Source organism: Christensenella sp. MSJ-20 (genome assembly GCF_044357945.1).
In the GTDB taxonomy this organism is placed as follows: domain Bacteria; phylum Bacillota; class Clostridia; order Christensenellales; family QAND01; genus QAND01.
Window position 1 is genome coordinate 338,681 of the sequence record NZ_CP076563.1, and the last position, 24,501, is coordinate 363,181.

The 24,501-nt window shown below is 57.2% G+C and carries 25 protein-coding genes; 23 read left to right on the forward strand and 2 right to left on the reverse strand.

Going from position 1 to position 24,501, the window contains the following annotated elements:
* Positions 1 to 125: 125 nt before the first annotated feature.
* The gene (locus KP626_RS01705) at positions 126 to 1,280 is read right to left on the reverse strand and encodes a nucleoside recognition domain-containing protein (RefSeq protein ID WP_395977737.1); all 1,155 of its coding nucleotides are present in this window, start codon (positions 1,278 to 1,280) and stop codon (positions 126 to 128) included.
* Positions 1,281 to 1,329: 49 nt separating this feature from the next.
* On the opposite strand from KP626_RS01705, the gene KP626_RS01710 reads away from it, so the two are divergent.
* Positions 1,330 to 2,130, forward strand: a complete 801-nt coding sequence (locus KP626_RS01710) for a patatin-like phospholipase family protein (RefSeq protein WP_395977739.1) — start codon at positions 1,330 to 1,332, stop codon at positions 2,128 to 2,130.
* Here the strand turns inward: KP626_RS01710 and KP626_RS01715 are convergent.
* A complete protein-coding gene (locus tag KP626_RS01715) occupies positions 2,120 to 3,247 on the reverse strand; it encodes a nucleotidyltransferase family protein (protein ID WP_395977741.1) in 1,128 nt (375 codons plus the stop codon). The two genes, KP626_RS01710 and KP626_RS01715, sit on opposite strands and share 11 nt — an antisense overlap.
* 155 nt (positions 3,248 to 3,402) lie before the next feature.
* Here KP626_RS01715 and pta point away from each other — a divergent pair, with 155 nt between their 5' ends.
* From pta to KP626_RS01825, 22 genes are all read left to right on the forward strand, one after another.
* Positions 3,403 to 4,398 carry a phosphate acetyltransferase gene (gene pta, locus KP626_RS01720; protein ID WP_395977743.1) on the forward strand — a complete coding sequence of 332 codons (996 nt, stop codon included), beginning with the start codon at positions 3,403 to 3,405 and terminating at the stop codon, positions 4,396 to 4,398.
* Between the two features lie 13 nt (positions 4,399 to 4,411).
* On the forward strand, positions 4,412 to 5,602 hold the full coding sequence (locus tag KP626_RS01725) for an acetate/propionate family kinase (protein WP_395977745.1): 1,191 nt from the start codon (positions 4,412 to 4,414) through the stop codon (positions 5,600 to 5,602).
* Between the two features lie 10 nt (positions 5,603 to 5,612).
* Positions 5,613 to 6,527: a sugar phosphate isomerase/epimerase family protein gene (locus tag KP626_RS01730; RefSeq protein ID WP_395977747.1), complete on the forward strand. Its 915-nt coding sequence runs from the start codon at positions 5,613 to 5,615 to the stop codon at positions 6,525 to 6,527.
* A 60-nt stretch (positions 6,528 to 6,587) separates the two neighbouring features.
* Positions 6,588 to 7,055 (forward strand): YceD family protein, encoded by a 468-nt coding sequence (locus KP626_RS01735; RefSeq protein ID WP_395977749.1) that lies wholly within the window; start codon positions 6,588 to 6,590, stop codon positions 7,053 to 7,055.
* Positions 7,056 to 7,083: 28 nt separating this feature from the next.
* On the forward strand, positions 7,084 to 7,287 hold the full coding sequence (gene rpmF / locus KP626_RS01740; protein ID WP_395977751.1) for a 50S ribosomal protein L32: 204 nt from the start codon (positions 7,084 to 7,086) through the stop codon (positions 7,285 to 7,287).
* A gap of 71 nt (positions 7,288 to 7,358) precedes the next feature.
* The gene (locus KP626_RS01745; protein ID WP_395977753.1) at positions 7,359 to 8,039 is read left to right on the forward strand and encodes a gamma-glutamyl-gamma-aminobutyrate hydrolase family protein; all 681 of its coding nucleotides are present in this window, start codon (positions 7,359 to 7,361) and stop codon (positions 8,037 to 8,039) included.
* A gap of 60 nt (positions 8,040 to 8,099) precedes the next feature.
* A complete protein-coding gene (gene plsX, locus KP626_RS01750; protein ID WP_395977755.1) occupies positions 8,100 to 9,131 on the forward strand; it encodes a phosphate acyltransferase PlsX in 1,032 nt (343 codons plus the stop codon).
* A 45-nt stretch (positions 9,132 to 9,176) separates the two neighbouring features.
* Positions 9,177 to 9,869: a ribonuclease III gene (gene rnc / locus KP626_RS01755; RefSeq protein WP_395977757.1), complete on the forward strand. Its 693-nt coding sequence runs from the start codon at positions 9,177 to 9,179 to the stop codon at positions 9,867 to 9,869.
* 43 nt (positions 9,870 to 9,912) lie between these two features.
* Positions 9,913 to 10,242: a hypothetical protein gene (locus KP626_RS01760; protein WP_395977759.1), complete on the forward strand. Its 330-nt coding sequence runs from the start codon at positions 9,913 to 9,915 to the stop codon at positions 10,240 to 10,242.
* 55 nt (positions 10,243 to 10,297) lie between these two features.
* Entirely contained in the window at positions 10,298 to 13,828 is a 3,531-nt protein-coding gene (gene smc / locus KP626_RS01765; RefSeq protein WP_395977761.1) for a chromosome segregation protein SMC, read from the forward strand.
* A gap of 11 nt (positions 13,829 to 13,839) precedes the next feature.
* Entirely contained in the window at positions 13,840 to 14,709 is an 870-nt protein-coding gene (gene ftsY, locus KP626_RS01770) for a signal recognition particle-docking protein FtsY (RefSeq protein ID WP_395977763.1), read from the forward strand.
* Between the two features lie 113 nt (positions 14,710 to 14,822).
* Positions 14,823 to 15,149 (forward strand): sigma factor-like helix-turn-helix DNA-binding protein, encoded by a 327-nt coding sequence (locus KP626_RS01775; protein ID WP_395977765.1) that lies wholly within the window; start codon positions 14,823 to 14,825, stop codon positions 15,147 to 15,149.
* Positions 15,149 to 16,468: a signal recognition particle protein gene (gene ffh, locus KP626_RS01780; RefSeq protein WP_395977767.1), complete on the forward strand. Its 1,320-nt coding sequence runs from the start codon at positions 15,149 to 15,151 to the stop codon at positions 16,466 to 16,468. The genes KP626_RS01775 and ffh overlap by 1 nt, the downstream gene beginning before the upstream one ends.
* 49 nt (positions 16,469 to 16,517) lie before the next feature.
* On the forward strand, positions 16,518 to 16,763 hold the full coding sequence (rpsP, locus tag KP626_RS01785; protein ID WP_395977769.1) for a 30S ribosomal protein S16: 246 nt from the start codon (positions 16,518 to 16,520) through the stop codon (positions 16,761 to 16,763).
* A 10-nt stretch (positions 16,764 to 16,773) separates the two neighbouring features.
* Positions 16,774 to 17,007, forward strand: a complete 234-nt coding sequence (locus KP626_RS01790; protein ID WP_395977771.1) for a KH domain-containing protein — start codon at positions 16,774 to 16,776, stop codon at positions 17,005 to 17,007.
* The gene (gene rimM / locus KP626_RS01795) at positions 16,991 to 17,527 is read left to right on the forward strand and encodes a ribosome maturation factor RimM (protein ID WP_395977773.1); all 537 of its coding nucleotides are present in this window, start codon (positions 16,991 to 16,993) and stop codon (positions 17,525 to 17,527) included. Before KP626_RS01790 ends, rimM begins: the two co-directional genes overlap by 17 nt.
* On the forward strand, positions 17,517 to 18,272 hold the full coding sequence (gene trmD / locus KP626_RS01800; protein WP_395977775.1) for a tRNA (guanosine(37)-N1)-methyltransferase TrmD: 756 nt from the start codon (positions 17,517 to 17,519) through the stop codon (positions 18,270 to 18,272). The genes rimM and trmD overlap by 11 nt, the downstream gene beginning before the upstream one ends.
* Before the next feature lie 42 nt (positions 18,273 to 18,314).
* Positions 18,315 to 18,656 carry a 50S ribosomal protein L19 gene (rplS, locus tag KP626_RS01805; protein WP_395977777.1) on the forward strand — a complete coding sequence of 114 codons (342 nt, stop codon included), beginning with the start codon at positions 18,315 to 18,317 and terminating at the stop codon, positions 18,654 to 18,656.
* 160 nt (positions 18,657 to 18,816) lie between these two features.
* Positions 18,817 to 19,674, forward strand: coding sequence for a ribosome biogenesis GTPase YlqF (gene ylqF / locus KP626_RS01810; protein ID WP_395977779.1), 858 nt, complete (start codon positions 18,817 to 18,819; stop codon positions 19,672 to 19,674).
* Positions 19,671 to 20,303 carry a ribonuclease HII gene (locus tag KP626_RS01815; protein ID WP_395977781.1) on the forward strand — a complete coding sequence of 211 codons (633 nt, stop codon included), beginning with the start codon at positions 19,671 to 19,673 and terminating at the stop codon, positions 20,301 to 20,303. The genes ylqF and KP626_RS01815 overlap by 4 nt, the downstream gene beginning before the upstream one ends.
* A complete protein-coding gene (locus KP626_RS01820; protein ID WP_395977783.1) occupies positions 20,296 to 20,652 on the forward strand; it encodes a YraN family protein in 357 nt (118 codons plus the stop codon). Before KP626_RS01815 ends, KP626_RS01820 begins: the two co-directional genes overlap by 8 nt.
* Before the next feature lie 61 nt (positions 20,653 to 20,713).
* A complete protein-coding gene (locus KP626_RS01825) occupies positions 20,714 to 24,484 on the forward strand; it encodes a glycosyltransferase family 39 protein (protein ID WP_395977785.1) in 3,771 nt (1,256 codons plus the stop codon).
* Positions 24,485 to 24,501: the final 17 nt, after the last annotated feature.

The following is a 24,501-nucleotide window of genomic DNA, read 5'->3' on the forward strand; positions in this document are numbered from 1 at the left end:
CGGTTTAGGGCAGTTAGCTAGGTTTAAAAAACAAAAGCACCGTTATTGAAACGGTGCTTTTTTTGTGGAAAGTCCCTGCAGTTTTCCATCACTATGTTTTTGTGGGAGGAGGCGAAAAATGGCCTCTATTGTTTTCCCTTTGTGGGCTTTTTTCGTTGATTGCGCATGTTATAAAGGGACATGGCTGCTCCGATGAAAGAAAGAAACACCACGCCGGCGATCAAGAGGGTGGCGTTGGCGCCCATCACCTGTTGAAAGGATAGGATGGGAGCCGTGGTTTCCACATCCAGGGGAACGAGGGAAAGAAGGATGCTGGCAAATAGCACGGATAGTATTCCGCCCGACAGCTTTGCTAGAAGAAAAGTGGAAAGGCGGACGCCGGTTTTCCGCAGATAAAAAAGGCTCTGCCCAGCGACGCTTAGCCCTCCGAAAGTGATGATAAAGGTGCAGGCCAGCACTTTGGAGGAAAGGGGCGCAAGGGCGGAAGCAGCGTCTACGCAGCCGCCCGTCATTTCGATGGCGCCACTGAGGATAGCGGGCGCCAGATTGGGGGAGATCCCCAGGAGCCGGAAGGCAGGCGCAAGAACATTTCCCAGGGTTGAAAGAATCCCAAAGGAGTTGATGATGGAGATCAGCGCCGAGAAAAAGATGAGATAGGATCCCACCGACCAGAGGGCTACCGCAGAAGAGGCGATGGAATCCATCACGATCCCTGTAAGAGAGGGATGCTCCTGTTTTTTTTGCTTGGGTGGCTCCCGCCGGGAGGGCTGGGGGCTTAAAGTGAGGAAAGGGCGGTAGAAGATGCCTATGGTGATCATGGCGAGGTAATGGGCACAGGCAATGATGAGTCCCGCGCTTGGGGAGAGCAGCATGCCGGCGGCTACAGCTCCCACCATAAAGCTGGGGCCACAGCAGGAGGAAAGGATGGCGGTTCCCACCGCCTGCGGCCGGGTAAGGCGTCCCGCCTCATAGAGCTCCGCGGTGAGCCGTGCGCCCATGGGATATCCTGAGATAGCGGCCATAAAGAAGGCGAAGGCGCTTTCGCCGGGGAGCCCAAACAGGGGTTTCATGAGAAAGGATAGGTATTTGGTGATTCTTGAGGCCATTCCACTCTTTACAAGGATGGAGGTTCCAACATAAAATGGCAAAAGAGCGGGGAGAACGTTTTGTAAAAATGCGTTCAGTCCGCTGCGAGCTCCGACAAGGGCCCGTCCGGGGAATGCCGCCAGAAGGACCAGAAAGGCTATGCACAGGAAATAAAAGGCTTTTCGCTTGGTCATGGCAATCCCCCTCACATGTGATCATATTTATTCTGTGGAGTTGATTGATATGAACGCCGAGACCGAGAGAAAAAAAGTGGGCCTGGCCCTGGGGGGCGGCGCCGGCCGGGGATTTGCCCACATTGGGGTGTTGGATGAGTTTGTAAAGGCGGGGATTCCCATTGATTGCATCTGCGGGTGCAGCATGGGCGCCTTTATCGGCTCCATCTTTGCCGCGGGTACGGATCTGTCCATGCTGGCGCGGCTCAGCATCGAACTGACCGACAAGGACTTTTTCGACATCACCCTGCCCCGCAGCGGCCTCATCCGTGGGGAGCGCTTTCGCCAGCTATCCCGACTGCTTACCAAGGACAAGTGTTTTGAGGAGCTGGAGATCCCGTTTTCCTGCGTTGCATGCGACCTTTCCGCGGTGAAGACCGTGGTATTAAACCAGGGAAAGGTGTACGATGCCGTTCGGGCCAGCATCAGCATGCCCGGGATCTTTCAGCCCCATTTTATCGATGGGGTACTGTATGTGGACGGCGGCGTTTTGGACGTGGTGCCCATCCAGCAAACCCGGGATATGGGGGCGGATTACGTTATCGCTGTGGATGTAAGCTCCCCCTGCCTGCCTCGGGAGGTAAAGCCCAAAGTGTTTGATATTCTGATGCGAGCCTATGATATGGTGGGATATTATTACAAGCAGACCAAGATCTATGCGGGAGATATTTTGCTCCAGCCCAAGCTGGATGAGATCAACCCATACAGCAATTCCGACGCCGAGGAAGCCATTGCAAGCGGCAGGGAAGCGGCTAGGACGGCAATTCCGAAGATCCTGGAGGACCTTCGGGGACTGGGCGTTATAGGGTAATCAGCGGCGTGGTAAGCTCCAGGGCGGCGGGCCGTCCGGTGGCGATGGCATAGAGCTCGGTGGCCAGCATTTCCTTTTGAAAGATGGGATGCTCCGAAAGGGCTGCGGGTTTTGTGAATAGGGGCAGCGATCCCTCCTCCGAGAGCCGGGAAACCAGGGAGACGCTTTCCCGGCGGAACCCCAATAGACGCAGATAGGGCGGATTCTGGCGGTAGGAAGCCAGGTCCGCTTTTTTGATGTCCAGAAGCAGGCAGCAGAGAATGCGCCGGATGCGAGCGTGGGTATAGCGACGGGTAGCGGCCAGTTCGATGGTCTCTTCAAGGGTGTTAGCCCGCTGCCCCGCGGATAGCAAACGGTTTTCCAGTCCCTCGGTTACGTCTTCTAAAGCCGCGAGGCCCTCGCGAGGGGCGGTGCGGAGCCGATAGCAAATGAGCTGGCTCAGCTGTTCCAGAGCCGCCGGAGCGTGGCTGCCGGCCTCCAGCGCCACGTCCTCCGGCAGCCACGGGGGGAGCTCTCCCTGAAAAAGCGCCCGGCGGCATTGGGTGGCGGAAGCCGAATGGGATTCCCGATGGAAGGGGAGGACCTGCGGGCGCCACTCTTGTTCCAAAAGAGCTTTTTGATATTCCACGCCCAAAAGACTGTTGGCGGTAAAAGCCGTATCCGGAAGATCTGGAAGAAGCCCGCGCGTAGCTCGTTCCATGGCCACGGGATAGGGGAGACCGCGGTCAAGGGCGTCCCGCAGCAGGGCACGGTAAGCTGGCGGCTCCTCTGCCTGCAAGGCGGCTACCGACTGAAGGGCAAACGGACTGCGGCACTCCGTTCCGAAGCAAAGAGTGTCCACGACGCCAGTGGAACGGAGGACGGCGACAGCGCCTCTGGCAAAGCCCTGGGCCGACTGAAGCGTGTGGATGACCGGCAGCTCCAAAACAAGGTCGGCACCATGCCGAAGGGCCCAGCGGGCCCGGGTCCATTTATCGTAGATGGCCAGGTCCCCGCGCTGAACGAAGGAACCGGACATCAGACAGACCACCGAATGCCCCTGTTCCTTAAGTGATTGGATTTGCCGGGCGTGTCCCTGATGAAATGGGTTGTATTCACAGATAATGCCGCAGACCATAGGTAGCCTCCTGCCGGGGTTTGGTTGCTTTATTATAGCATTGCAGGCGGAAGATGGCCCAACTTTTTGGGAAATCGCCTTGAACCGGGCAATCCAATGGTATAATATAGGGACGGAATCAAAAAATGCCAAAGATTGAAAGGAGAAATTCACCAATGGCTTTTTCAGATAGGATCCTAGAACGGGCCAAAGCGGACAAGCGCACCATCGTGCTGGCGGAGGGCTTTGACAAGCGGGTGGTCCAGGCTGCTGGCATGGCCCAGGCAGCGGGCATCGCAGACATCATCCTCCTGGGCAACGAGGAGGAGGTTAAGGAGCTGGCCGGGGATGTAAGCCTTGAGGGCGTACGGGTCATCGACATCGCCAAATCCGACAAGATCGAGGAGTACGCTTCCGCTCTGTACGAGCTCCGCAAGGAGAAGGGCGTTACCATGGAGAAGGCCACGGAGCTGGTCAAAAATCCCCTTTACTACGGCGTGATGATGATCAAACGAAAGGAGGCCGAGGGCATGGTGGCCGGCGCTGCTCACGCCACCAGCGATGTGCTGCGGCCCGCTCTGCAGATCATCAAGGCCAAGAAGGGCACCCGGACGGTTTCCGCCTTCTTTGTTATGACGGTGCCCGACGCTAGCTTTGGACACAACGGCACCTTTATCTTTGCTGACAGCGGTATGGTGATGAACCCCAACGCCGAAGAACTGGCCGCCATCGCCCTTAGCAGCGCTGAGACCGCAGAGTTCTTGTGCGAGATGGATCCCGTTATTGCCATGCTTTCCTTCTCCACCAAGGGCAGCGCCAAGAGCCCCGAGGTGGATAAGGTCATCGAGGCCACTCGCATCGCCAAGGAGGCTGCGCCCCATCTGAAGCTGGACGGCGAGCTGCAGGCCGATGCCGCCATCGTTCCCTCGGTGTGTGCCAGCAAGGCCCCTGGCAGCCCTGTGGCGGGCAAAGCCAACGTATTGATCTTCCCCGACCTGGGCGCAGGCAACATTGGATACAAGCTGGTACAGCGCCTTGCCAAAGCCGAGGCCCTGGGCCCCATCGTGCAGGGACTGGCACAGCCGGTAAACGATCTTTCCCGCGGGTGCAGCGCCGAGGACGTCATGAAGGTCATTGGCATCACCGTGGTGCAGGCTCAGGCCATCAAATAAGGAGGATCATTCCATGAAAATTCTGGTGATCAATGCTGGGAGCTCCAGCCTTAAATATCAGCTCATCGACATGGATGGGGAGAAGGTGCTGGCCAAGGGATTGGCGGAGCGCATCGGCATCCCCGGCAGCCTGTTAAAGCACAAGGGCATCAATGGCGAGGTGGAGATCCAGCGGGATATGCGGGACCACAACGACGCCATCCATATGGTGTTGGAAGCCCTTTTGAACCGGGCGCACGGCGTGGTGAGCGATCTCAGCGAGATCGGCGCCGTGGGGCACCGGGTGGTGCACGGCGGGGAGAGCTTCTCCGCCTCGGTGCTGATCGATGTATCCGCTCTGGTGGCCATCGAGAACAACATCGATTTGGCCCCCCTCCACAACCCCGCCAACATCATGGGCATCAAAGCCTGCGTAGCGGCCATGCCCGGCACCCCTCAGGTTGCGGTATTCGACACCGCTTTCCATGCCAAGATGCCGGAAAAGGCCTATCTCTACGGCCTGCCCTATGAGGCCTATACCGACTACAAGGTCCGGCGCTATGGCTTCCACGGAACCTCCCATCTGTTTGTATCCAAGCGGGCTGCGGAGCTCATGGGACGGGATATCAAGGATCTGAAGATCATCACCTGCCATCTGGGCAACGGCAGCAGCATCGCTGCGGTGGACGGAGGGGTATCGGTGGATACCAGCATGGGCCTGACCCCCTTAGAGGGCGTTATCATGGGTACCCGGTGTGGCGATATGGATCCGGCCATTGTCAAATATTTGATGGATAAGACCGGGATGACCATCGACGAGATGGACAATTATCTCAACAAAAAGAGCGGTATGCTGGGCATATCCGGCGTTTCCAGCGACTTCCGCGATATCGCTGCTGCTGCAAAGGACGGCAACAAGCGGGCCGCTATCGCTCTTGAGGCGTTTGCCTATCGGGTCAAAAAGTATATCGGCTCCTATGCCGCTGCCATGGGCGGCGTGGACTGCATCGTGTTTACCGCCGGCGTAGGGGAGAACGATGGCGGCGTGCGTCAGAACGTCCTTTCTGGCCTGGAGTGGATGGGCGTCGAGATTGATGAGACCGTCAATGCCACCAAGCGGGGCGAGATTGAGATTTCTACCCCCGACAGCAAGGTTAAGGTTTTTGTGATCCCCACCAACGAGGAACTGGTCATCGCCCGGGATACCCTGGCCCTAGCCAGATAGGGGGAACGCCATGCGAATTGGAACCACCGCGGTGGTATATACCCTGCGGTATCCCATCGAGCAGGTGATGGAACGGATCGCGGCAGCCGGCTTTGACAGCGTGGATCTGAATCTCTATTCCTTCTGTGGAAAGGATCACAACGCCATGGACTCCTTTCCCATGGCGGAGGATGGCTGGCGGGATTGGGCAAGATATGTGGGGGAGTGCGCGGAAAAGGCCGGCGTGGTCGTCGGCCAGGCCCACGCCCCCCAGTTTTGCATGATGCCTCAGGACGGCTCCTACCGGGAGCCGGAGGAGATCTTCTATCGAGCCATCGAGGCATGCAAGCTCATGGGGACTCCCCACCTGGTGTTTCATCCCATCTTCTATCGGGCTCGAATCCGGTCGGAAAGCCTGCTGGATGAGATCATGGCCTATAACATCCGCTGGTTTTCCACCCTGAAATCCACGGCAAGGGAATTTGGGGTAAAGGTGGCTCTGGAAAACTCCTTTGATTTCCCCAAATGCCAGGAGCCGGGGGATCCCCGCTATAATTTCACCACGGCGGAGGATATGCTGAACCTCTTATACGGGGTGGACAGCGAGATGTTCTGCTTCTGTTTGGATACCGGGCATGCCAATCTAGCGGGGCAGAATGTGCCGGAAATGGTTCGGGCATTTGGCGAAAATCTGGAGGTTCTCCACCTCAACGATAATTATGGGATGATCTCTCCCATCTATTCCGATGTTCATACGCTATTGGGATTGGCAAGCCTGGATGTGCCATCCATCTTTCAGGCGCTTCAGGAAATCGAGTATGGGGGAATCTACAATCTGGAATGCCGGGCCAACATGGCGAAGATGCCGGACGGGATCCTTGATCTGACCATGTCCTATGCCGCCCAGGCCCTCAAACGGTATGCCCAAGAGGCGGGGATCGTCTGATCCAAACGGGATTGTTGACAAACCCCCAAACCACGGATATAATCTATTGATGTTGAAATTATGAAGGATTTTGTACTGGACATTCGAGAGGCCTTGGCAAGGCCGGAGGACGCCATCGCTTTTCAGCTCTGCGGAAGGGTGGATTTGCCGCCTGACTGTGGAGTGGAAGGGGATGCCCATCTTGGCGGAACCTGCCAGTGCATCGGTAAGAATCTCATGCTGGTGGAGGGCAGCCTCCGCTACCATGCCGCTGGACAGTGTGCCCGGTGCCTGGAGCCGGCTAAGCTGCCGGTGGAAACCCCCTTTGAGGAGCGGTTTTCCAGAACGCCCGATGATGAGGAGATCTTTCCCTTCACCGGGGATGTGATCGATCTAGGGGAGGCGGTACGCCAAGCCTTGATCCTGTCCTATCCCGACAAAATCCTTTGTAAAGAGGACTGCAAGGGGATCTGTCCCGTTTGCGGGCAGGTTCTGAATGTAAGAGACTGCGGCTGCACCGCCATGGGCAGCGATCTCGAAGAAGACTAACCGGTTCGGTCCGAGGAGGTGTATGGAGTTGGCAGTACCCAAGAGAAGAGTTTCCAGTACGAGAAGGGACAAGAGAAGGACCCACGACAGGCTCACCCCCCCCACGGTGGTGACCTGCCCTCAGTGCAAGGCCCCCGTTTTGCCCCACACCGCCTGCAAGAGCTGCGGTTACTATGATGGCGTCAAGGTGATGCGCACCCGTGAGGAAATCAAAGCCGCAAACGCCGAATAATATCGACCTGAAATTGGCAGCATTGTCTGCCTTTTTCTTTTATCAAAAAGTATATTCAGGGGTGAACCACTATGAAACCCGTAGTTGGGCTATCCTGTTCTTTTGAAGAGAACCGCTATTTTCTAAAACACCAGTACGCCGACGCCGTATTTGCCGCCGGGGCCATCCCCGTCATCCTGCCCTATGTTCCGGAGGAGGAGATCGCGCCGACTTTGGATCGGCTGGACGGCCTTTTGCTCACGGGCGGGGACGATGTTTCTCCCGCTTGTTATGGCGAGGAGCCTCATCCCAGGACTGAGGCTACCACGCCGCGGCGGGATCGGTTTGAGCTGTTGGCGTTGGAGGAAGCGTTTGGACGCTCCATGCCCGTTTTTGGCATCTGCCGGGGGCTGCAGATCCTCAACGTATATTTGGGAGGCAGTCTTTTTCAGGATATTCCGGAGACTTTTGGGGCGCACCATGAGGACGGGGTATTCCATCCAGTGTTGGTGGAGAAAGGGAGCGATCTTTATGGGCTGTCTGGTCCCCAGTACCATAGCAACAGCTTTCACCATCAGGCGTTGAACCGGCTGGGCAGGGGAATCACCCCCATCGCCTACAGCCACGAGGGGATCGTGGAGGCGATATCCCATGAGAGGGAAAACGTCTTTGGTGTACAGTGGCATCCCGAACGCAGCGATGACACGGTTTCCCATGGGTTGTTTCGGCGATTTGTAACCTTTGCGGAAGCCTATCGCCGGGGCAACGGTTGAAGGAACCGGCTTAATTCAGTATAATAATACTGTTTATCCGTATAATTTGGAGTGATCCGTATGATAAAATTAGCCATCGACGTGATGGGTGGAGACAACGCGCCCCAGGCGATTCTTGAGGGGTGCCTTCAGGCCCTGGAACAGAGTCCATCGCTTTTCCTGTATGCCTGTGGAGAGGAGAATGCCATTCGCAGCTTTCTTTCCGGCAGGCGCTATGATACAAGCCGTTTGGAGATCGTGCCGGCCAGTGAAGTGATCTATAACGAGGAGCATCCCGTGGAGGCGGTTCGGAAAAAGAAGGATTCCTCCGCGGTGGTAGCCTTGACTCTGGTTAAGGATGGCAAGGCCCAGGGGGCGGTTTCCGCCGGTAGTACCGGCGCGTGGCTGGCCGGCAGCACCTTTATCGTCCGGAGGATTGCCGGCATTCAGCGTCCGGCCCTGGCCCCCCTGCTGCCCACGTTGGATGGGAGACAAACCCTTTTGATTGACTGCGGCGCCAATGTGGACTGCCGTCCTCAGTACCTGGCTCAATTTGCCGTAATGGGATCCGCCTATATGGAACGGGTGGTGGGCGTTCAAAATCCCCGGGTCGGCCTTCTCAACAACGGAGCTGAGGAGGGAAAGGGCAACGAATTGACCAAGGCGGCTTATCCGCTTTTACGGGCGACCGGCGTCAACTTCGTGGGCAACGCCGAAGCTCGGGATATGCTGTCTGGGCAATTTGACGTCATCGTATGCGACGGATTTGCGGGAAACGTAGCCCTGAAGACCTCGGAAGGGGTAGGGCAGATGCTCTTTTCCCTCATCAAGCGGGAGCTGACCCGCAACCTGCGGAGTAAACTTGGCGCCCTTCTTTTGAAGCCTGCGCTCCGCAATATCGTAAAAAGCACGGATTATTCCTCCTATGGAGGAGCCATCCTATTAGGGGTCAACGCCCCGGTGGTGAAGGGCCATGGCAGCAGCAATGCCAAGGCTTTTTCCGTAGCGATCCTCCAGACGGCCTATATGGTAAAGCAGGACGTGGTAGGTACCATTCGGACGGCGATGGAGGAGCGTAAAGCCCAGGAGGAGGCGGTTTCCGCCACGGAATAAGGCCTGGGCTATCATTCCTATTGAATTTGGAGTTGGTAGACGCATATGTCTCAAAAAGGATACGAGCGGCTGCAGGAAAAGCTGGGATACCGTTTTTCCGATGTGGAGACCCTGAAGCGGGCATTGACCCACAGCAGCTTTGACGGCGATAAGTTTCATAATAACCAGCGTTTGGAGTACCTGGGAGACGCGGTACTCCAGTTGATCATCAGCGACGAGCTTTTTAAGGTGGAAACCTTTTCCGAGGGACAAATGACCCGCTTGCGGTCTTTGATCGTCCGGGAGGAGGCGCTGTACGCCGCGGCCAAGGAGTTTGGCCTTGGGAACATGCTGATCCTGGGCAAAGGCGAGGAGCTTTCGGGGGGGAGGGACAAGCCCTCCATCCTGGCTGACGCCATGGAGGCGGTCATCGGCGCCGTGTACTTTGACGGCGGTCTGGAGGCCGCCAAGGAGGCCGTTCTGCTGCTGATGGACAATGCCATTGAATCCGCGCTCATGGCGGAAACCGACGTGGACGATAAGACCCTTCTGCAGCATCTGTGCGCTACTACCTTTGGAGAGGACGTCCACTACGAGACCATTGCCAGCGAAGGACCGCCCCACCGGCGGCTGTTTACCGTTTTGGCCAAGGTGGGGGAGCGAAAGCTTGCTACCGGCCATGGATACAGTAAAAAGCGAGGCGAGATGGAGGCCGCGCATAGGAGCCTGGCGTTGCTAAAGGAACAGGGAATAGGATAATCCGTAGCTTATAATGGGGGGGATCGCGATGCGGAGTGGGAAATTGCTTGGCGTAATGTTGGGGTTACTGCTCCTGCTCGCTGGCTGCGGCGCTTCTCGGACAGAACACAGCGGTTTGACGCTGAGCCGAGTTCGGGAACTGGCGCAAAAGGAGGCGGCGCCTACTTGGTCGGATTTTTCCGAATACCAGGGACAGGAGACGGGTTCCGGCCTCTATATCATGGTGTATCCGCTGGACGACGCGGACTATTCCGTTTGGGTCGGCGGCGCTAATTCGGAGGAAGCGCCCATGTATGTCCGCCTGGTGCGCGACGATGATTTGGACGATTACATCGACCTTGGCTGCGGAGACATGGATGAATTTTTGAACTAGGCTGCCTGCCCGGCATCAACCGGGCGGTGGGCTGTTGATTTGTGGAGGTTCGGGTTTGCATCTAAAAGGGATCGAAATTCAGGGCTTTAAGTCCTTTGGGGACAAGGCCCACATCGAGTTCAGCCCCGGCATTACCGCCATTGTGGGGCCCAACGGCAGCGGCAAGAGCAATGTGGCCGATGCCGTTCGCTGGGTTTTGGGGGAACAATCCGCCCGGGCACTGCGGGGCGCCAAGATGGAAGATATCATCTTCTCCGGCACTAAGGAGCGCAAGCCCCTCTCCTTTTGCGAGGTAGTACTCACCTTTGACAACGCCGATGGCGGCCTGCCCCTAGAGTATACCGAGGTGGCGGTTTCCCGGCGGCTGTATCGCAGTGGGGAAAGCGAATACGCGATCAATCGTTCTCCCTGTCGGATGCGGGATATCCTGTCCCTGTTCTATGACACTGGAGTGGGCCGGGATGGGTACAGCATCATCGGTCAGGGCAAGATCGAGGAGATCCTTTCCCAGAAAGGGGAGGAGCGCCGAGCCGCCTTTGAGGAAGCGGCGGGCGTCATGAAATACAAGGTCAACAAGCAGGAAGCGCAGCGGAAGCTGGCCAATGTGGAAAACAGCATGGTGCGGGTGGCGGATATCATGGCCGAGCTGGAAGGCAATTTAGAGCCCCTTTTTCAGCAGTCCCAAGCCGCCCGTGAGTTTTTAGAGCTGCAAAGCCGGCTTCGTGAACTGGATATCACTTTGTTTGCGGATCAATATGAGCGCAATACCGGACGGGTGCGGAAGCTGGAGGAGGAAATTCAAAGTCTTGAGCGTCTGGGCGCAGAGGCCAAGGATCGGGAAACCGCGCTCCGGGAGGAGGAGGATCTCCACCGGGAAAAGCTTGCTCTGATGGACGGCCTGTTGGAGACCGCCCAGGAGAAGCGGTTTCAGCTGGCCCAAGCGGCCAGCGCCGCTCAGCGGGAGCAGGAGCTTGCCGCTCAGCGGCACGCGACATTGGAGGAGACCCTCAACCGCTTGGAGGGAGAAGCGGAGCGGGATCGCCTGCTCTTGGAGGGGGTAGAACAGGCGCTGGGGGCTCTATCCGGCACCAAGGAAGCCGATACCCAGGGACTTCAGACCCAGTTGGACGCCCTTATTTTGCAGCGTGAGGAGATCCGCAACCGGCTATCGGACCTGGAGGCGCGCCTGGATCGGGAAAAACAGGCTCATTTGGACGCCCTTGCGAAGGAAGGGGAAAAGAAATCCATTCTGGCACGCCAGGCCGCCATTTTAGAGCAGGCGGGCGTTCGCTTGGCGCAGATCAACCAGGCCTTGGATCAGCAGGATGCGGAGCGAAATCAGCTTATGGAGGAGCAAAGCGGCGTCCGGTGGGAGCGAGAGGCTGCCGGAGCGGAATTGGAGCGGCTCCGCTCTGCCCGGGAGGCTTTGGTCAGCCGGGAAGCCGCGCTGCGGGAGCGGCTCCAGACGGCGGACACGGCCATCGCCCAGGAGGCGGAAAAAGCCCGGGCGGCGGACCACCGGGCGACCATTCAACGGGATCTCAAACGCAATTATGAGGGATACAGCCAGACGGTACGGCTACTCATGCAGGACGTCAAAGAAAAGGGACAACCGGTTTCCCGAGGGGTCTATGGCCCGGTAGGGGATTTGATCAAAACTGAGGCTCAGTATGAAAAGGCCATCGGACAGGCGTTATCCGCCGCCGCTCAGAATATCGTGGCGGAGGACGAGGCCACCGGCAAGGCATTGATCGCTCATCTACGGCGTATGGATTATGGCCGGGCTACCTTCCTGCCCCTAGCGGCTCTCAGGCCGCGAACCTTTGGTGGGGAGATCTCCCGCTATCTGTCCATGGACGGAGCCATCGGCCCTGCTATGGATCTGGTACGGTTTGATCCCGCTATCGTTCGAGCGGTAGAATACCTTTTGGGCCGGACCCTCATCGTACGGGATATGGACGCTGGCATTGCCATTGCCCGGGCGGCGGGAAATAGCTTTCGATGTGTCACCCTGCTGGGGGATATTCTGAACCCAGGCGGCACCATGACGGGGGGCAGCAATCGGGATCGAGGATTTCTTTCCCGGGACCGTCTCATCGCAGAGGCGGAACAGCAGCGGGACGAATGTCTTTATCGTGTGGAAAGCTATCAGGCAAAGCGACAGGAGCTGGCTGCGGAACAGCACAAGGCCGCTCAGGAATTGGAAGCCCTTTCCGCAGGGCTGCAGGACGGCCGAGTCCTGGAAGCACAGATCTTGGAGAAGGCCGACGCCATTGCCTATCAATTGGAACGGGTGGATCAGGAAACGGCCCGGCTGGCTACGGAGCGCCAGCGGATTGCTGTGATGATGGAGGAAGCGGCTCCCAAGGAGGAACAGGATCACCGAGATGTGGAGGCTCTGGCCCAAGAGGTTTTGGAACTGACACGGCAGGTAGCGGCGCTTCGCCAGGAGGCCGAAGGGGTGGAAGGCGAAATCGTTACCCGGCAGGTAAATCTTTCTGCGCTCTTGGGAGAGCGCTCCGCCGCTGAAAAGGAGCGGGGAAGGCTCACCCGGGAAAGGGATCGTTTGGTCTCCGCCATCGCGGCAGGCCGGGAGTCCCTAAAGGTGGCGAAACAGGAGCTTGCTCTCTTGGAGGAAAGGACCGCGGATCGGCAGAGGGCCAAGGACAGCGCCAACACCCAGATGTCGGAAAATGACGCTGCTTTGGAGCAGCTGAGCCGGGAGCGCCAGCGGCTGGATATTTTGATCCGAGAGGCTTTGGCCCATCGCGAGGAGATCGCTGGAGCCGCCGCAGAAAACCGGGATCGCCGGTATCGGATGGGAAATCAGCGGGAACGTCTGCTGGCGGAAACAGAGGCTTTGGAGACCCGCATGTGGAACGATTACCAAATAACCTTTGCCATGGCTCAGGAGAGCCGGCTGGAGATCAAGACATCGGCGGCGGTGGCAGAGGCCGGCTCCATCCGTAACCGCATGGCGGAGATGGGGACGGTGAATCCCGGCGCCATTGAGGAGTACAACCGGGTGCGGGAACGGTACGATTTTCTCACTGAGCAGAATGCAGACCTTCTCAAGGCCAAGGAGGATCTGCAGCGTCTTATTGATGATCTCATGGGGGAGATGCAGGAACGGTTTATCGGCCAGTTCCAGATCATCAACCAGAACTTCCAGCGCACATTCCAGGCTCTTTTTAAGGGTGGAGAAGCCCGTTTGGAGCTATCCGATGAAAACAACGCTATGGAGTGCAACATCGAGATCATCGCTCAGCCGCCGGGAAAGCGGCTTCAGAACATCTCCCTTTTGTCGGGTGGGGAGCGGGCGCTGACGGCCATTGCCATCCTGTTTGCCATGCTGGACTTAAAGGCCACGCCCTTCTGTATCCTGGATGAGATCGAGACCGCCCTGGATGATGAAAATCTCCGGCTGTTCGCCGATTACCTGGGCAATTACGCGCAGAAAACCCAGTTTATTGCCATCACCCACCGGCGGCCTACCATGGAGGCCGCAAGCGCCCTTTACGGGGTTACCATGGAGGAAAAGGGCGTCAGCAAGTTGGTATCCGTCCGCTTTGAGGACGTGGGATAGGAGGAACGCATATGCTGCAAAACACCAAGTCCGGGTTATTGAAGCGCCTGGCCCGTTTCTTCACGGGGGCGCTATCCGACGATTTCTATGATGAGCTGGAGGAGGCGCTGATCCTCTGCGACGTGGGAGCTGAAACCACCATCCATGTGGTGGATACCCTGCGGGAGCGGGTCAAGGAAAAGGGCATCAAGGACGCCCAGAAGGCCAAGGAGGAACTGGTGGAGATCATCACCGAGGTGCTGACCCCTGCGGGCGCTGATCCCAATTTCCACTACCCCCTATTATTGCTGGTGGTTGGAGTGAATGGAGCGGGGAAGACCACCGCCATCGGCCGTCTGGCCCACCGGTTTACCCAGCAGGGAAAGCGGGTTTTACTTTGCGCGGGGGATACCTTCCGGGCTGCCGCCATCGAGCAACTCGACATGTGGGCCGGACGCGCAGGAGTACAGATCATCAAAAGCACCATGGGAGCGGATCCTGCGGCGGTGGTGTATGATTCCATCATGGCGGCCAAGGCCAGGGGCACCGATGTAATCCTCTGCGATACCGCCGGCCGGCTGCAGAACAAGAAAAACCTGATGGATGAGTTGGGGAAGATCACCCGGGTGGCGAAGCGAGAGTTTGAGGGGGAAATCAAGACCCTTCTGGTGCTGGACGCCAACACCGGTCAGAATGGGATTTCCCAGGCAAAGGAGTTTGGTCAAGTAGCCCAGGTGGACGGCATGATGATTACCAAACTGGATGGCACCGCTAAGGGAGGCGTAGCCTTGGCTGTGGCCCATGAGCTCAAGTATCCGGTGTGGTATTGCGGCATAGGGGAACGGATGGAGGACATGGAGGCCTTTGATCCCCGGAAGTTCGCCCGGGAAATGATTGGATAACGCCAAGAATCCAATAAAGGCGCGGGTTTCCGCGCCTTTTTCTATTGACAAAGCCGCTGGCGAATGGTAGACTTCACAAGGTGTAAAGCACAATCCCTTTACAGGAAGGCAAGATGGAAGAACGTATTTGGACCGGCTTATTGTTGGATTTTTATGGCGGGCTCTTGACGGAGCATCAGCGCAGCACCCTGGAATTATACCTCATGGAGGATCTTTCTTTGGGGGAGATTGGGGAACAGCTGGGCATCACCCGCCAGGGAGTCCGGGACGCCATCGTGCGGGGGGAAGCGGCTTTGCGAAAGGCGGAAGAAAACGCCGGTATCGTGGCGCGGTACCTCACCTTCCGGGAGCGGATGGAGGAGGTTCGGCGTTTGGCCCAGGGGCAGGAAACGCTGCTTCGGGAACTGGACGCAGCGATGGAAATTTGGGAGGGTGACTGATGGCCTTTGAAGGATTGTCCGAAAAACTATCCAAAGTCTTTAAAAAGCTCTCCAACCGGGGCATGCTCCGGGAATCCGACGTCAAAGAGGCTATGCGGGAGGTTCGCCTGGCCCTTTTGGAGGCGGATGTAAACTTTAAGATCGCCAAGGAGTTTGTGGCTAAGGTATCCGAAAAGGCGGTGGGAGAGGAGGTTCTCCGCAGCCTGACCCCAGGACAGCAGGTGGTGAAGATCGTCCATGAGGAGCTCACCTCCATGATGGGCGGGGAAAACGCTAAACTGGCGGTCGCAAGCAAGCCCCCCACGATCATCGTGTTGTGCGGTCTCCAGGGCGCTGGCAAAACCACCTTTGCGGCAAAGCTGGCTTTGTACCTGAAAAAGCGGGGGAAAAAGCCTTTGTTGGCCGCTTGCGATATCTACCGCCCGGCGGCGGTGGAGCAGCTGATGACCGTGGGAAAGGCGGCCGAGGTGCCGGTATACTCCATTGAGGGGGGAAAACCGGTGCAGATCGCCCAGGGCGCTGTGAAACACGCCCGGGACGAGCTCTTGGATACCGTGATCGTGGATACCGCGGGCCGGACCCATATTGACGCGGATATGATGGAGGAGATCCAAGCCGTATGCTCCGCCCTCAATCCCGCTGAGGTACTGCTGGTGGTGGACGCTATGACGGGCCAGGAGGCGGTAAATATCGCCTCTTCCTTTGATCAGTCGGTGGCTCTAAGCGGAATCGTGCTTACCAAGCTGGACGGCGACACCCGGGGCGGAGCGGCCCTCTCCATGCGGGCGGTGACGGGAAAACCCATCAAGTTTGCCAGCGTTGGAGAGAAGCTGGAGGATGTGGAGGTGTTCCATCCCGACCGGATGGCATCCCGGATCCTGGGCATGGGGGATGTCCTGTCCCTCATCGAAAAGGCCCAAGAGTCCTTCGACATGGAGCAGGCGAAAAAGCTGGAGGAAAAGCTCCGTAAGAATGAATTTACCCTCAATGATTTTCTGGACCAGATGGCTCAGATTCGCAATATGGGCGGCGCCGAGCAGATCATGAGCATGATGCCCGGTATGGGCAAAATGAAGGTGCCCAACCAGGAGCTGGATCAAAAACGCATGGCCCGCATGGAGGCGGTGGTTCGCTCCATGACGGAGCAGGAGCGGCTCCGGCCCGAGATCATCAACGCTTCTCGCAAACGGCGGATTGCCAGAGGCTGCGGCCAACAGGTCAGCGATGTAAACCGGCTGCTCAACCAGTATGAGTCCATCCGCAAGATGGTTCGGATGATGAAGGGCGGCAGAAAAGGCGGTTTTAAACTGCCCTTCTAGGGCGGTTTGACATAATTCAACCAAGGAACAACGATAAGGAGGAACTAGTATGGCAGTCAAAATAAGGCTAAAGAGGATGGGCGCAAAGAAAGCTCCTTTCTACCGGGTTGTGGTGGCGGACAGCCGCACCCCCAGGGATGGCCGGTTCATCGAAGAAATTGGGTATTATAACCCTCTCACCGATCCCGCCGACATCAAGATCGACGTGGAGCGGGCCCAGTATTGGGTGAAGAACGGCGCGCAGCCCTCCGACACCGTTCGGGCCATTCTGAAGAAGAGCGGCGCCATCAGCTAAGGGGCACACTATGGAAGAATTAATCACCTTTATCGCCCAGAACCTGGTGGATCATCCTGAGGATGTGAAAACCGTGGTCAAGGGAACGGAGAACGATGTAACCATCGAACTCTCGGTGCATCCCGACGATATGGGCAAGATCATCGGCAAGCAGGGCCGCATGGCCAAGGCGCTGCGGACCATCGTGAAGGCGGCGGCCGTCAAGGAAGGAAAGCAGATCCATTACAATGTCGAGATCATTTAACGACGATTACGTCCGCATCGGGCTGATCCTAAAGCCCAAGGGGATCAAGGGAGAGCTGAAGGTACAACCCTTAACCGATGATCCGGAGCGGTACCGTGGGCTTACGGAGGGATACTTGGAGCACAATGGGATCATGGATCCCGTGAAGGTTTCGGTAAACCGCATTGAGCCCGACGCCGTCTATCTTTATATTGGCGGGGTGTATACCATGTCCGCGGCGGAGGAACTCCGAAACGCCTATCTGTGCGTATCCAGGGAAAACGCCGTTCAGCTGCCCGAGGGCACCTGGTTTATCCGGGACCTGACCGGCATGGCGGTCTATGTGGAGGCGGAACGCGTGGGTACCTTGACCGAGGTGCTCCAGACCGGCGGCGTGGATGTATACGTGGTGGAGAAAATCGAGGGAGGCCGGATGCTGTTTCCCGCTCTGCGCCGGGTGATTCACCGGGTAGACGTAGAGGAGAAGCGCATGGTTTTACTGCGGGAGCCTCTTCTTGAGGTGGCGGTCCATGAGGATTAGCGTACTGACCTTGTTCCCCGATATGATCCGGAGCGTGGTAAACGAGAGTCTCATCGGGCGGGCCATCAAGAACGGCATTCTGGAGATTGCCGTGTACGATATCCGGGACTATGCCCAGAATAAGCACCGGCATACCGATGATTACCCCTTTGGCGGCGGCAGCGGCATGCTGATGACCCCGCAGCCCCTGTTCGATTGTATGGAAGCAGCTATGGCGGCCTGTAAGGCGAAGCCTCATCGCATCTTCCCATCCCCCCGGGGGAAGGTGTTTGACAATGACACCGCCAAGCGGCTGGCTGGCATGGAGGAGATCATTCTCCTGTGCGGCCACTATGAAGGGGTGGATGAGCGCGTGGTGGATGCCTTAATTGACGAGGAGATTTCCCTGGGGGATTTTATCCTGACGGGAGGGGAAATCCCGGCCCTGGCCATCATCGACAGCACCGCTCGGTATGTGGAAGGGGTTTTGGGCAACGCGGCATCCACCCAGGAGGAGTCCTTTAACATGGGCCTTCTGGAGCATCCCCAATACACCCGTCCCGCCAACTTCCGGGGTATGGAGGTGCCTGAGGTGCTTCTATCGGGAAACCATAAGGAGATTCAGCGGTGGTGCCGGGAGCGGTCGTTGGAATTGACCTACCGTCTCCGACCCGATCTTCTGGAAAAGGCGGAACTGAGCCCGGCAGACCGGGCGTACTTGAATCAATTAGAAGAATATTGTCCACGGGAGGATGGCATGCTATAATGCAGAGGCCGGACTTGTGGGAAAGTTTGGAGGAATAGGCAAATGAATGAAGTCATCAAGAGCATCGAGAAGAAACAGCTGAAGGAGAACGTGCCCGAAATTGCCATTGGGGACACCGTCCGGGTGTTCGTAAAGGTAGTTGAGGGAAACCGGGAGCGGCTTCAGGCCTTTGAAGGAGTCGTCATCGCCCGGAAGGGCGGCGGACTCTCCGAGACCTTTACCGTGCGCCGGGTTAGCTACGGTATCGGTGTGGAGCGTACCTTCCCTGTGCACAGCCAGCGCGTGGATCGGGTAGAGGTGGTCCGCCATGGCCGTGTTCGCCGGGCTAAGCTCTACTATCTCCGGGATCGTGTGGGCAAAGCCAGCAAGCTCAAGGAGCGGTAAAGCCTGTGGGGGCAAGCCCCTGTTTCAGTTTAGCTTTTGTACCTTTATTTACCACAGGATAGCCTTTCTATCCTGTGGTAAATTTTTATCCTGGGTAGATTTTATGATATACTGTTGGTAAATTCAGGGGTTTATCCTTATTTCCATTGGAGGAAGCGATTTGCAGATCAACTGGTATCCGGGCCATATGGCCAAGGCAAAGCGGGAAATGGAGGCCAACATTGGCCTCATCGACTGCGCGGTGGAGCTCCTGGACGCCCGCGCGCCTTTGGCCAGCCGAAACCCGGATTTAAAGCAGATGCTGGGCAACAAGCCCAAGATCACGGTACTCAACAAATCCGATTTGGCGGATCCCGACCTAACCAAGGCTTGGCTATCCTATTTTGCCGATGAGGGAGAACGGGCGGTGGCCTTTTGCGCCAGCCGTTCCGGCGGCAGAAAAGAGGTGCTGGGCGCCATCGAAGGGGCTACGGCTGAGATCGTGGAGCGGTGGCGAAAGCGGGGGGCCAAGAAAACCCTCCGGGTGATGGTATGCGGCATTCCCAACGTGGGGAAGAGCAGCCTCATCAATAATCTTTCGGGCGCTGGACGAACCAAGACCGGTTCAAGGCCCGGGGTGACCCGAGGCAAGCAGTGGGTGCGGCTGACCCCTTATCTGGAGCTCATGGATACCCCCGGCGTTCTATGGCCCAAGCTGACCGATTTGGAGGGGGCTAAACGATTGGCCTACCTCAACGCCATCAACGACGACGTGATCTCCTATTATGAACTGGCGGTAGAGCTTTCCAACCTCTTGTATGAACAAAAGCCTAGGCAACTGGCGGAGAAATACGGTATGCCTCAGGGGGAGGACGCGGAAGCCATCCTTCGGGCAGTGGCCAGAACCAGGGGGTTTTTGCAGAAGGGACAGGACTTCGATCTGGAGAAAGCCGCTCGGGTTTTGATGGAAGAGTTTCGGAGCGGCAAGCTGGGACGGTTTACTCTGGAGACTCCGCCCCAGGAGGAGGCGCCTTCATGAAGCCTACTCAGAAACAATTGGAGCGCATTGGACGTATGACCGCCCATGATCAGGAATACATCGATCTCTATGGCGCCGTCTGCGGCATGGATGAGGCGGGCAGGGGCCCCTTAGCGGGGCCGGTCTGTGCTGCCTGCGTCCGCATGCCCTTGGAGGATTTGATCTATATCGTCAATGATTCTAAAAAGCTGTCGGAGGCCCGGCGCATCCAGGCCAGTGCAATGATCCGCGAGCGAGCGCTCTGCTATGGCATCGCTTTCGCTACGGTGGAGGAGATTGAGACCCATAACATTTTAAACGCCACCCGTTTGGCCATGCATCGGGCCTATGAGGCCATGGGAGCGGACGCATACCTCTTGTGCGATGCTGTGGAGCCCGCTTCCTTGGGGTTGACGGGAAAAGGAATTATCAAGGGAGATGGGCTCTCCTACCATATCGCCGCCGCATCCATTTTGGCGAAGGTGGAGCGGGACGGCCTCATGGCCCGCTTAGCGGAGGAATATCCTCAATACGGCTTTGAACGGCACAAGGGGTATGGCACTGGCGAGCATGTAGCTGCCATTCGGACCTACGGGCCCATTCCCGGCGTTCACCGAATGAGTTTTTTAACCCGGATTCTCCATGGATAATCAGTCAAAGGGCAAGCGGGGGGAGGCCCTGGCCGAAGCTTATCTGGTAGAACATGGATATTGGATCTTGGCTCGGCGGTACCGTTGCCAGCGCGGGGAGAACGACTTGATCGCGCAAAGGGGGAATACCCTCTGTTTTTGTGAGGTCAAGGCGCGTTCTGGCCTTCGGTATGGATCGGGGGCTGAGGCGGTCACCAGGACAAAGCGGTTTGCCGCCACGCAAGCGGCTATGCATTATCTGATGGAGCATCCCCATCAGGGGCCTCTGCGGTTTGACGTACTGGAGGTGGATCTATCCACCGGCCAGGTGCAGCATATTCCCTCTGCTTTTGAAGCAGTGCTGGACTAGAGCAGGGGGACATCAGATAAGATATGCTATACTATACAAAAAACGGCAAGGGAGCGGCCAGGTGAAAAAGAGGTTCTTGATCCTTCTTCTTTTGGGATGTCTTTTGGTATGCAGCGGCTATACTATGGGCAACCAAATACCGGAGGACGCATATGGCAATGGCACGGAGGACGCATATTGGACAAGCCAGGGGACGGAAGGCTTTTCCTTTGAAACCAACAGCACGGAGGGCAGCCAGGGCATCCGCCTGGCCCTTTCGGAGGCGGGCTATGGCAGCGCCTCCTGTACCGTGCCGGTGGCGCCTGGAGCCATCTACCGTATCTCCTACTATGTAAAGATCGTGGGGCAGGGGAAGGTCTACTGCATTCCTCAACAGCTGGAAAGCAGCCGATCCCCTGTTTCCGTGAGCCAGGAGGGGGAGTTTGTAGAGTTTTACGGGCTTACCGCGCCCGATCAATCCACGCTAACCCTTTCCTTCCATCTGGGGGATGAAGCCGCCACCGCCCAGGGCAGTGCGTCCATAACGCAGATCCGGGTGGAGGAAAGCGATTCGGTGCCGGAGGGCGCTTTATACGTCTGGCTCTACGACAATGTTGCCTGGGAAGCCCAGAATACCGCTACCGCCACCTTGGAAACCGAGGATACCGCGTCAAAAAACGGCGGTGTTCTTGGGGTGGTTCTGGTGGTCCTGGCGTTTTTGCTTGCGGCAGCGCTGATGATCCGCTTTCGGGTGTTTGACAGCCCCCTGCTGCGGCCTGCGTCCGGCCGGCGGGTATGGATTCCCATTGGCATCGGTGTGGCCATATCCCTTATCCTGGGAGCCGTCACCTTTGGCCATCCCACAGATATGGTCAACTTCTCCTCCTGGGCTCTTCACGCCGGAAAGGTGGGACTGCCCAATTTCTATATCTCCGGCATGTGGGCGGACTATCCGCCGGGATATATCTATGTCCTGTACGTAATCGGTCTGATCGGGAACCTATTTCAGCTTCAGGTGGGATCTGTGGGACTGAACTTTTTGATCAAGCTGCCCTCCATTCTCTGCGACGCCGCCTGCGGCTATTTTATCTATCGTTTGGCCAGAAAATCCCTTGGAGAGCGGAATGCGGTACGCCTCTGCGCCTTCTATGTGCTAAACCCTTTGATCCTCTTTAACAGCGCCGTTTGGGGCCAGATGGACGGGGTGCTGGCTCTTTTGACGGTGCTGATGCTATACGCCTATTTACAGGAGAAAAAGCCCCTCTGCGCCGTGTTCTTTGTGCTGGGAGTTCTGGTAAAGCCTCAAATGCTGATGTTCGGGCCCATCATGTTGGTGGCCTTTCTGCGGGATGTGGTTCATCGCCCCAAGCAGGAGCTGCTGGCTACCCTATACAGCATCCTAGCGGGAGCTGCCACCCTCGTGCTGGTGGCCCTGCCCTTTACTCTAAAACAGAATCCTCTCTGGCTATGGGAAAAATACGCGGGAGCCGCGGGACTATACCCTTACGCTACCGTCAACGCTTTCAACCTTTACGCCTTGGTGGGAGCCAACTGGGCGCCCGATACCGGGATCTTCTTCTTAGGGCTTTCCTACCGAACCCTGGGGATTGCCTGCATCGCTCTGATCTGTATTCTGGCAGGAGTCTTCCATGTATTGAGCCGAGATAAGCGAACCCTCGTGCCGGTGGCCGCCTTTTTGGTGTGGGGGATCTTTGCTCTGGGCCACAATATGCACGAGCGCTATCTATTCCCGGCGGTCTTGTTGTTGGTTTGGGCCTTCTTGCTCTTCCGGGACCGCCGAATGCTCTATGGAGCGGCGATCGCCTCAGCGGTGACCCTTCTCAACGCAGGTTTGATCCTCCTCTACCCGGCGGGAAATATTTCCCAGGGGATCGTTGCGGCCATCAGTGGTCTCAATCTTGCTGGCTTTGTATACTGTGCCGTGGCGGTAATAGGGCTCTGCTTCACATGCAGGAGGGGGGAGCCCACAGAATCCTCATTGACGGAGGAGCCTACGGCGGAAGAGCGGGCTGCCGCTGGGGAGGCGGAGGCCATTGCCAAAGCGCGAAATACCATCGCCTGGGGGATTCCCAACGTGGAGGCCAGGCGACATGGCCGAATGAGAAAGTGGGATTACCTCATCGTTCTGGCCATCGCGCTGGTCTACGGCTGTTTGTCGCTTTACAACCTGGGCTCTACCAACGTACCGGAATCCTATTGGCGGGAGCGGGAAGCGGACGTCTCCTATGTGGTGGATCTGGGAGAGGAACGGGATCTGGGATATCTCTATTACTACCCTGGCATTGGCGGCGGCACCATGGAAATCGCCTTTTCCCTGGACGGGATAAGTTATGATAATGCCCTATCCATCGTCACCAAGGAGGGGGATATGTACACCTGGCAGCGGGTGGACGCTCCTTACCGGGCCCGGTACCTGCGCTTTACCGTGATCCGTCCCGAGATTTTCCTCAACGAGATGGGAATTTATGACGCAGCGGGCAACCTGCTTCCCGTCCAGGCAGAGGGAAAAATCGCCAAACTCTTTGATGAACAAGACCGCATCGATGAGAATCCCGGCCTTTTGACGGAGATGTATTTCGATGAAATCTACCATGCCCGGACAGCCTATGAGCATATCCTGGGGATGAAACCCTACGAGAACTCCCATCCACCGCTGGGCAAGCTGTTCATCTCCCTGGGTATTTTGGCCTTTGGCATGAATCCCTTTGGTTGGCGCATTGTAGGAGCCCTCTTTGGGGTGGCGATTTTGCCTTTGTTCTATGTTCTGGCCAAACGGATCTTTAAACGAACCTCTTTTGCGGCTTTTTCTACCCTTTTGTTGGCCCTGGATGGGATGCTGTTTGTCCAAAGCCGCATTGCCACCATTGATACCTACGGCGTATTCTTCATTCTGGCCATGTGCTATTTTATGTACGTATACTGGGAGATGAATTTCTTTGTCGATAAGCTCTCCCGCACGTTGATTCCCTTGGGGTTATCGGGAATCATGTTCGGCCTTGGCACCGCCAGTAAGTGGATCGGCATCTATGCTGGAGGCGGTTTGGCAGTGGCCTTCTTTACCACCCTATATAAGCGATACCGGGAGTATCGAGCGGCAAAGCTGCTGCTTTCCAGCGGGGAAGGGGCGGCGCCGCATCTGCGCATACTGGAGACCTTCTGGCCCAATACCATCAAAACCCTCTTGTTCTGCTGCGTCTTTTTCATCCTAATCCCGGTGGCCATCTACCTTGCCTCCTATCTGCCCTATTTCCTGTGTGCTGAAGCGCCTTATGATCTCAAGGGGGTCATAGGCGTACAGGAATTTATGCTCAGCTATCACAGCGGCCTGACGGCGACCCATCCTTATCAGAGCCCCTGGTATCAATGGCCCGTGGTCTACCGGCCCATCTGGTTTTACAGCGGAACCAACGTAGGTGAGGGAATGATGAGCAGCATTGCCAGCTTTGGCAATCCCCTGATCTGGTGGGGTGGCCTGCTGTTTACCATTTACAGCATTATCACCTATCATCGGCGGACCCGTGGGGAGAAGCGGGCGCTGTCCTTCCTCTTCATTTGTCTGGGCGCAGCGTTCCTCCCCTGGACCCTCATCACACGGGCCACGTTTATCTATCATTACTTCGCTTCGGTGCCCTTCATCATTCTACTGACCGGATTTGGCTTCCGATGGCTGGAAAAGCGCTTCTCCCAGGGCTGGTTTAAATGGGTCTATCTTTGCATATGCCTGGGCGTGTTCTGCCTTTTCTATCCCGTGTGGTCGGGAATGGAGATCGGCGCCCAGTGGGCCATGGATCACCTGCAATGGTTCCCGTCCTGGTGGTTCTTCCGATTATAAAATAGGGGGATGAGGCC